Genomic DNA, 6,911 nt, shown 5'->3' with positions numbered 1-6,911 from the left:
GTTTTTGTGCAACCTCAAAGGTAACGATGAGTTAAAACTTTCCCTTCTCATTTTTTATTCGTTTAGGACGCTATTGAAAAATAATAAGAGGCCTCCAATTTAATTCTGGCTTATTTTAAGAAATTGTAACCACCAAAAAATAGTGTTAATCTTTTTAAATCAGCATTAGAACAAATCTGAGATTATTTTTTCTGTATCAACACCTTCTGCCTCTGCTTTGTAGTTCCTCACGATCCTATGCCTTAATATCGGTTTTGCAACTGCTTGTACATCTTCAATATCCGGAGAATATTTACCGTTTATAGCCGCATGGCATTTTGCCCCAACCACTAGATATTGCGATGCCCTTGGCCCAGCGCCCCAAGAAAGGTATTTGTTAACAGCCTCGGTAGAATAGGTAGAATTGGGCCTTGTTTTAGCAACCATTTTAACGGCATATTCCAAAACATGATCAGCAATAGGTATTTTTCTGATAAGCTGTTGGAAATAAGTAATCTGTTTTGCCGACAGTATCCTTTTTAACTCCGCAACTTTATTTCCGGTTGTATTTTTAACAATGTTCAATTCTTCCTCAAATGAAGGATAATCTAAGCTCACGTTAAACATAAAGCGATCTAACTGTGCTTCGGGAAGTGGATATGTTCCTTCTTGCTCAATTGGGTTTTGGGTAGCCAATACAAAAAAAGGATTAGGCAAACTATGCGTTACGCCAGCGGCAGTTACACATTTCTCTTGCATCGCCTCTAATAGTGCCGCTTGCGTTTTTGGTGGTGTCCTGTTGATCTCATCGGCCAAGATGATATTAGAAAAAACGGGGCCTTTTATAAATTTAAAGTTTCTATCGTCCCCCAAAATCTCGCTCCCAATAATATCAGAAGGCATTAAATCTGGCGTAAATTGGATACGGTTAAAAGAAAGATCTAAAACATTGGCAACGGTTTGCACCAATAATGTTTTAGCTAAACCCGGCACACCCACCAAAAGGCAGTGCCCGTTACTAAAAATAGATATTAAAACAGATTTTACAACCTCATCTTGCCCAACAATTACCTTAGAAATTTCTTTTTTAATGGTATGGTAAGATGCACTTAAGGCATCAACGGCTTCTACTTCAGATCTGTAATCCATAAATATTTACTGTTTAGCAGCGGTGTCGGTATCTGTTATCCAATCTTTTAAAACATCGCAACTGTAATATTCTTTATCCAATTTTATGTAGGTAGATTTTCTTCTTTTCTCAAACCATTGGCTTACCGTTTTATTGATCTTATCCTCATAAGCGGCATCTTTAATTTTTGGCAGATCTTGGTTTAGGTTTGCTTTGTGAGGCGGTATCTTAGATTTAAGGTATAAAAACTTATAACCTGTTTTACCGCTGGCATCTGTAAACAGGGCAGGGGTAGAGTAGGTTCCCACCTTCATGGTATCTATGGTTAAAAACACTTTTGGATCTAATTGATCGGTAGGGATAAAAGTGGTACGTGTAGAAACATTTTGGGAGTTAAGCATCATGCCCCCATTAAATTTACTTTCCTTATCGTCAGAATTTAAGGCTGCTGCCGTAGAAAAATCTAGCTTACCGGTATTTACAAGTTTGTAAATAGAATCTATTTTAATTTTTGTTCTTTCTAAAGCAGCAGGCGTGTTTTGTGGGATGATCAAAATATGCCTTGCCCTTACTTGCTCCCCTCTCCTTTCGGTAACTTCTAAAAAGTGGAAACCAAATTCTGTTTCAAATACCGGCGAAATTTCTCCCGGTTTTAATTTAAAGGCCCAAGCCGTAAATTCTTTGGCCATGGTTTTTCTATCAAAAAACCCCAGATCGCCCCCGTTGCTTGCAGATCCTGGGTCTTGGGAGTACAGCCTGGCTAAGGTAGCAAAGCTTTCACCGCCCTTTATCCTTAGCCTTAAAGCCTCTGCTTTATCTTTGTAAAACTCTTTCTCTTTCTTGTTTAGTTCTGGGTACATCACTATTTCCCCAACTTCAACCTCTGTGTTAAATTCTGGTAAAGAATCTTTCGGAAACTTGTTATAATACCTTTCTACCTCAAGTGGGGTAACTTCTACTTTTTCGGTAATTTTTGCCTGCATTTTTTGCGCAACCAACTGTTCTTGTATATCGGGCCTTATCTCATCTTTGTATTGAATGATAGATTTCCCCAAAAACTCCTCTAACCTATCTTGCCCACCTGCCCTAGATATCATCACACGCATACGCCTATTGATTTCGTTATCAACATCTTCTTCATCTACGGTGATAGAATCTATTACGGCCTGCTGTGTCAATAACTTTTGGCTTAACATATTTTGCAAAAACAAGCATTTGGTGTTTTCATCTGCCTTGTTGCCTTGTGCCAAATATTGGGCATATTGCTGATCTACATCAGATTTTAAGATGATGTTGTCACCAACAACGGCAACCACTTTATCAACCACTTTTTCTTGTGCGTAAATATTTAAAAAACCAAAGAAGGTTAGCAAACCTAATATCGAAATCCTTTTCATTTATGATATATTTCTAATTCGTTATTCTTTTGAGCTTCGTTAAAAATGCTCTTTTCCATCTCATTGATCAAGGCCAATTTCCTTTGATTGATGATTAAATTCTTGATGTTCTGTTTTTCAAAAGCCAAGGGCGATAAACTATCCTTAAATTTCGAGTCCCGCAAAATTAGGAGATATAATGTATTATTCTCAGAAATTTCAAATATATGGTTTAAATTATCGTAATTATTTTCCCCAATTTTAGAAATGGGCAAAGTTTGCGCTAGTTCTTCGGTATAATGCCAGGTGGTATCCATCAAAGAAAAATTGGGCGAGTACTTAAAACAATATTTTTCTAACAGGTCAAAATCCCTTAAATCTTTAGAGGTAAAAAGTTTTTTTACCATGTTTATTTTTGGTGCTTTTTTAGATAATTTAATGTAAGAAACTTTTAAAATAGGTTTTTTGAGCTGAAAGTTATCTTTATTGCTTTCATAAAAAGCCGCAATTTCTTTCTCGCTTACCAAGGTATCTAACTTTTGCTTGATCAGCTCTTGCTCATATTGGAACCTTATCAAAGATCTTTTATAAACATCTAACTGTTCTTGTAAGGTTTTATCGTCTGCTTTAACATTTTGCTCTGCTTGGTGCTGTATAGCTTGCTCATGCAGCCATTGATCTATAAAACCTTTTACGATAGAAATACTATCATTGCCATGCGTGTTGTTAGGCACAATGCCTTCTAGATCTTTTAAATAAAGATACTTATCAAATGCTTTGGCAATGGGTTTGTTTTCTGGTTTAGAGAAATAATTACAAGAAATTGCCGTAAAAGAAAAAACTAAAACAGCAATAGAAAACCTAATTATATACATCATTAATCGAACGAAAGTAAAGCCTTTTTAGCGTAATAGGAATGCTTTAACTTTTTTTAACAAAAAATAAACAACTTTGTAAATGGATAATTTGCAAACAAATGATTTGATCGCTTTAAGTTTATTGCTTGATGAAGAGATTTATCTGATCAGAGGAGAGCAGATTGATGGCGATAAGGCGGAAGCTTTAAAAATTGGAATACTTGATAAAACCATAACCGAAGGACCCATTGAAATAAACAATGCGCCTGTTAAAGCAGCGGCTTTAGAAACAGAAGTTACCGTAATACCTGCCACTAACAAAGCAGGTGCCGTTGCACAGGCTAAACCTGCGTATAAATACCTTGGCGATAATAATAAATACCTGTTGATTATTGTAAATGAGCCTAGTTTTGAATTTTTGAACAAAAAAGACCTAGATTTTTTAACCAAGATTTTAGGTGCTAAAAAATGGGCGATCAATGATATTGCGATAGTTAACCTTGCAAAATACAATTCTTTGGATTTTGATGAGCTAAAAACTTTTTTCGGTTTTAACAAGCTCATTACCTTTGGGATAAACCCTAAAATATTAAATGTAGAAGGTGCGGTATCTAACAAAAAATGTATGTTTAAAGACGTTGCGATCTTAGGGACTTGGGATTTATTTAAGCTAGCTGAAGACGTTAAAAAGAAAACCACCTTTTGGAACGAATTAAAAACATTTTAAGCAATGGAAAAAGAACTGGTTTTTGCCACCAACAATGCACATAAATTAGAAGAGGTACGATCTAAAGTTGGCGATGTTTTTAAAATAATCAGCTTAAATGATATTGGTTGCCACGAAGATATTGCGGAGACAGGAAAAACGTTGGAAGAAAATGCTAGCATAAAAAGCCAATACGTTAACAAAAATTATAGCGTAAATTGCTTTGCAGACGATACAGGTTTAGAGGTTAAAGCTTTAAACAACGAACCCGGCGTTTATTCTGCCAGGTATTCTGGCTTTAGGGATTTTAAGCATAACATGGATTTGGTTTTGCTAAAGATGCAAGATATTACAGATAGAACTGCAAGGTTTAGAACGGTTATTTCTGTGATCATTGATGATGAAGAAACCTTGTTTGAAGGTATTGTAAATGGTAAAATAAGGGAAACACCTTCTGGAAATGATGGTTTTGGTTACGACCCGATCTTTGAGCCCGATGGTTATGATATTACCTTTGCGGAAATGGGTTTGGACGAGAAAAATAGAATTAGCCACCGTGGTTTGGCTATGGAAAAATTGATTGCGTTTCTGAAAAGTGTTTGAATATCTCCCGCAGATTTGGCTGATTAGCACAGACTTATGGAGGTCAGTTTCACGTTATATCCCTCATTAAAGGTACTTAGGGATAGCTAGGGGCTATCTTAGCTTTCAAATACCGTTAACTTTAACTGTTTTACTTTTCACAATATAGGTGCGTTAGGGATTGAAGTGGATACCCGCCTTGTGGCTAAGGCCTTGTGGGGTATGAACGTAAAGCCCGCCCGAACGCCCAAATTATATTCCTTTGTTTTAAGTGCCTATCTATCTGCAGATTTCCATTTGGTAATGTTATTGCTTAACTATTCATTAAAAAAAACAATGGAAAGGTTTAAAGATAAAAACATATTGGTTACCGGTAGTACTTCTGGTATTGGCCAGGCTTGTGCCGAACGTTTTGCAAAGGAAGGCGCAAACATTATTTTAAATGGGAGGCATTTTGCCGATGACGAAAAGCAACTGATAAAAACAATTGAAGCTTATGGCAACAAGGTTAAATTTGTGCAAGGCGATGTGAGCAAAGGGATGGATTCGGTGGGTATTTTGCAGCAGGCAATTGATGCTTTTGGGAGTTTGGATATTTTGGTAAATAACGCCGGCGTAGAAAGAAACGCAAATTTTTGGGAGGTTACGGAAGAGGATTATGATTTGGTAATGCACACCAATTTAAAAGGGGTTTTCTTTGGTACACAAACTTTTGTGAAATATTGCAGGAAAGAAAATAGACCGGGCGTGGTTATAAACATGAGTTCTGTACATGAAGAAATCATATTCCCGCATTTTTCTGCTTATTGTGCCAGTAAAGGGGGTTTAAAAATGTTGATGAGAAATTTGGCAACCGAACTTGCCCCACTAAATATCAGGATAAATAATGTTGCGCCCGGAGCTATTGCTACGCCCATTAACCAAAAAATGATGGCAGATAAAGACAAGATGAAGGGCTTGTTAGAAAACATACCGATGAAAAGAATGGGAACCCCAGAGGAGGTTGCAGGTTTGGTGGCTTTTTTAGCGAGTGATGATGCGAGTTACGTTACCGGCAGCACTTATTTTATAGATGGTGGGCTAACGTACCATTATGAAGAGCAATAGATTAGTGGATTAATTTTAATTGCGAATTGATTTTCAGTTCGCAATTTATTTAAGGCTGATCAACCATAACTTTATAGATGCAAACTTCTTGTTTTCTGCCTTTTAAGGGAACCAAGCCTTGCGATACCATGTTATAGGTTTTTTGATCAGGCAAAATAGTTTTCAGATCTTCTGAGATGATGAGATCGGCATCCAATTCATTGCATTTAGCTTGGATCCTTGCGGTTACGTTTAGTGTATCGCCATGGAAAGCAATTTCCCGTTTAACATCGCCCACTTCTACGGCAGTTACTTTACCAATGTGCATCCCTGCTTTAAACTGCGGCAAAACACCATGTTTCTTTAAGTAACGCGATTTTTTTTCGATAAAATAATTATAACAGGCAAAATAGAAATCTAAAGTAATTAAAGGGTTGGATAGGTGTTTGGTAGGCCAGCTCAATACTACCTCATCGCCAACGTATTGATAAATCTCGGCCCCATACTTTACCGAAATATAGTTGATATGCAAAAAACAATCCCTTATCAATTTGCTGTACTTTATATGCCCTAGTTTTTCTGCATGTGTGGTAGAAGACTTTAGATCCAAGAAAATAAAAATCCTTTCTTCTTCTTTTGGATTGGCGTACCTGCCCATTAAAAGCGGGACTAAAACGCCAGGGCCAAATTTTGTGTTTACTTGGATAAAAAAACTGATGATGATGCTCATGAAGAAAACATACACCATTGTAAGCTTAAAATAATCGGCCCAGGCCTGTTCTGGCAGGTTAAATTTTGTTCCTAGAAAATAAGTAGGATATAAGAAGCGCCCCCAAATTATTTCTTTCACAAAGTAGAACATCAATATCATCATTAAAAAGTAGAAGATACTTTTTACCACTATGAGCAAACCGGTAGATTTTCCTTTAAACAATCTGCGGTAGAAATAAAAATCTAGCAGGCCCAAAGAAATGCCATAAAGCAAGCCCATGGCTACAGAAATGATCACAATAGGTTTAATGGAGCTTGGAATAACTACATGATAGATTTTGGCAAATCCGTTTGCGGCAAAATGAAGGATTAGGCTTAAAAAGAAAAACGAGATGACCCAAAAGCTGGTTTGAATAAATATTGCGCTTATCAATGGGTATTGGAAAGCATATTTTCTGGCGTTTGCGGTATAATTTATCTTCATT

Annotated in this window: 7 protein-coding genes; 3 read left to right on the top strand and 4 right to left on the bottom strand. The window is 36.6% G+C overall.

Annotated elements, in window-relative coordinates; all coding sequences use genetic code 11:
* Positions 1–165: 165 nt before the first annotated feature.
* Genes I5M32_RS15375 through I5M32_RS15365 form a run of 3 tightly spaced genes read right to left on the bottom strand, consistent with a single transcriptional unit; the run spans position 166 to position 3,362 of the window.
* A complete protein-coding gene (locus tag I5M32_RS15375; RefSeq protein ID WP_200587912.1) occupies positions 166–1,128 on the bottom strand; it encodes an AAA family ATPase in 963 nt (320 codons plus the stop codon).
* A gap of 6 nt (positions 1,129–1,134) precedes the next feature.
* Positions 1,135–2,505: a peptidylprolyl isomerase gene (locus I5M32_RS15370; RefSeq protein ID WP_200587910.1), complete on the bottom strand. Its 1,371-nt coding sequence runs from the start codon at positions 2,503–2,505 to the stop codon at positions 1,135–1,137.
* Entirely contained in the window at positions 2,502–3,362 is an 861-nt protein-coding gene (locus I5M32_RS15365) for a hypothetical protein (protein ID WP_200587908.1), read from the bottom strand. Before I5M32_RS15365 ends, I5M32_RS15370 begins: the two co-directional genes overlap by 4 nt.
* A gap of 79 nt (positions 3,363–3,441) precedes the next feature.
* On the opposite strand from I5M32_RS15365, the gene I5M32_RS15360 reads away from it, so the two are divergent.
* From I5M32_RS15360 to I5M32_RS15350, 3 genes are all read left to right on the top strand, one after another.
* Positions 3,442–4,068, top strand: coding sequence for a hypothetical protein (locus tag I5M32_RS15360; RefSeq protein ID WP_200587906.1), 627 nt, complete (start codon positions 3,442–3,444; stop codon positions 4,066–4,068).
* Positions 4,069–4,071: 3 nt separating this feature from the next.
* Entirely contained in the window at positions 4,072–4,650 is a 579-nt protein-coding gene (locus tag I5M32_RS15355) for a non-canonical purine NTP diphosphatase (protein WP_200587904.1), read from the top strand.
* Positions 4,651–4,815: 165 nt separating this feature from the next.
* A complete protein-coding gene (locus tag I5M32_RS15350) occupies positions 4,816–5,736 on the top strand; it encodes an SDR family NAD(P)-dependent oxidoreductase (protein ID WP_317193143.1) in 921 nt (306 codons plus the stop codon).
* 49 nt (positions 5,737–5,785) lie between these two features.
* Here I5M32_RS15350 and I5M32_RS15345 read toward each other — a convergent pair whose 3' ends face one another.
* The gene (locus I5M32_RS15345; RefSeq protein WP_200587902.1) at positions 5,786–6,910 is read right to left on the bottom strand and encodes an adenylate/guanylate cyclase domain-containing protein; all 1,125 of its coding nucleotides are present in this window, start codon (positions 6,908–6,910) and stop codon (positions 5,786–5,788) included.
* Between the last annotated feature and the right edge of the window lies 1 nt (position 6,911).

The organism is Pedobacter segetis, from assembly GCF_016623585.1.
GTDB lineage: Bacteria > Bacteroidota > Bacteroidia > Sphingobacteriales > Sphingobacteriaceae > Pseudopedobacter > Pseudopedobacter segetis.
The sequence above is the reverse complement of the archived record's forward strand: the minus strand, read 5'-3'. Positions and strand labels throughout refer to the sequence as shown.

Excerpts from the sequence above, each read along its gene's own strand:
- I5M32_RS15365 (WP_200587908.1), bottom strand. The coding sequence starts at position 3,362 with ATGATGTATATAATTAGGTTTTCTATTGCTGTTTTAGTTTTTTCTTTT.
- I5M32_RS15360 (WP_200587906.1), top strand. The coding sequence starts at position 3,442 with ATGGATAATTTGCAAACAAATGATTTGATCGCTTTAAGTTTATTGCTT.
- I5M32_RS15355 (WP_200587904.1), top strand. The coding sequence starts at position 4,072 with ATGGAAAAAGAACTGGTTTTTGCCACCAACAATGCACATAAATTAGAA.
- I5M32_RS15345 (WP_200587902.1), bottom strand. The coding sequence starts at position 6,910 with ATGAAGATAAATTATACCGCAAACGCCAGAAAATATGCTTTCCAATAC.
- I5M32_RS15370 (WP_200587910.1), bottom strand. The coding sequence starts at position 2,505 with ATGAAAAGGATTTCGATATTAGGTTTGCTAACCTTCTTTGGTTTTTTA.
- I5M32_RS15375 (WP_200587912.1), bottom strand. The coding sequence starts at position 1,128 with ATGGATTACAGATCTGAAGTAGAAGCCGTTGATGCCTTAAGTGCATCT.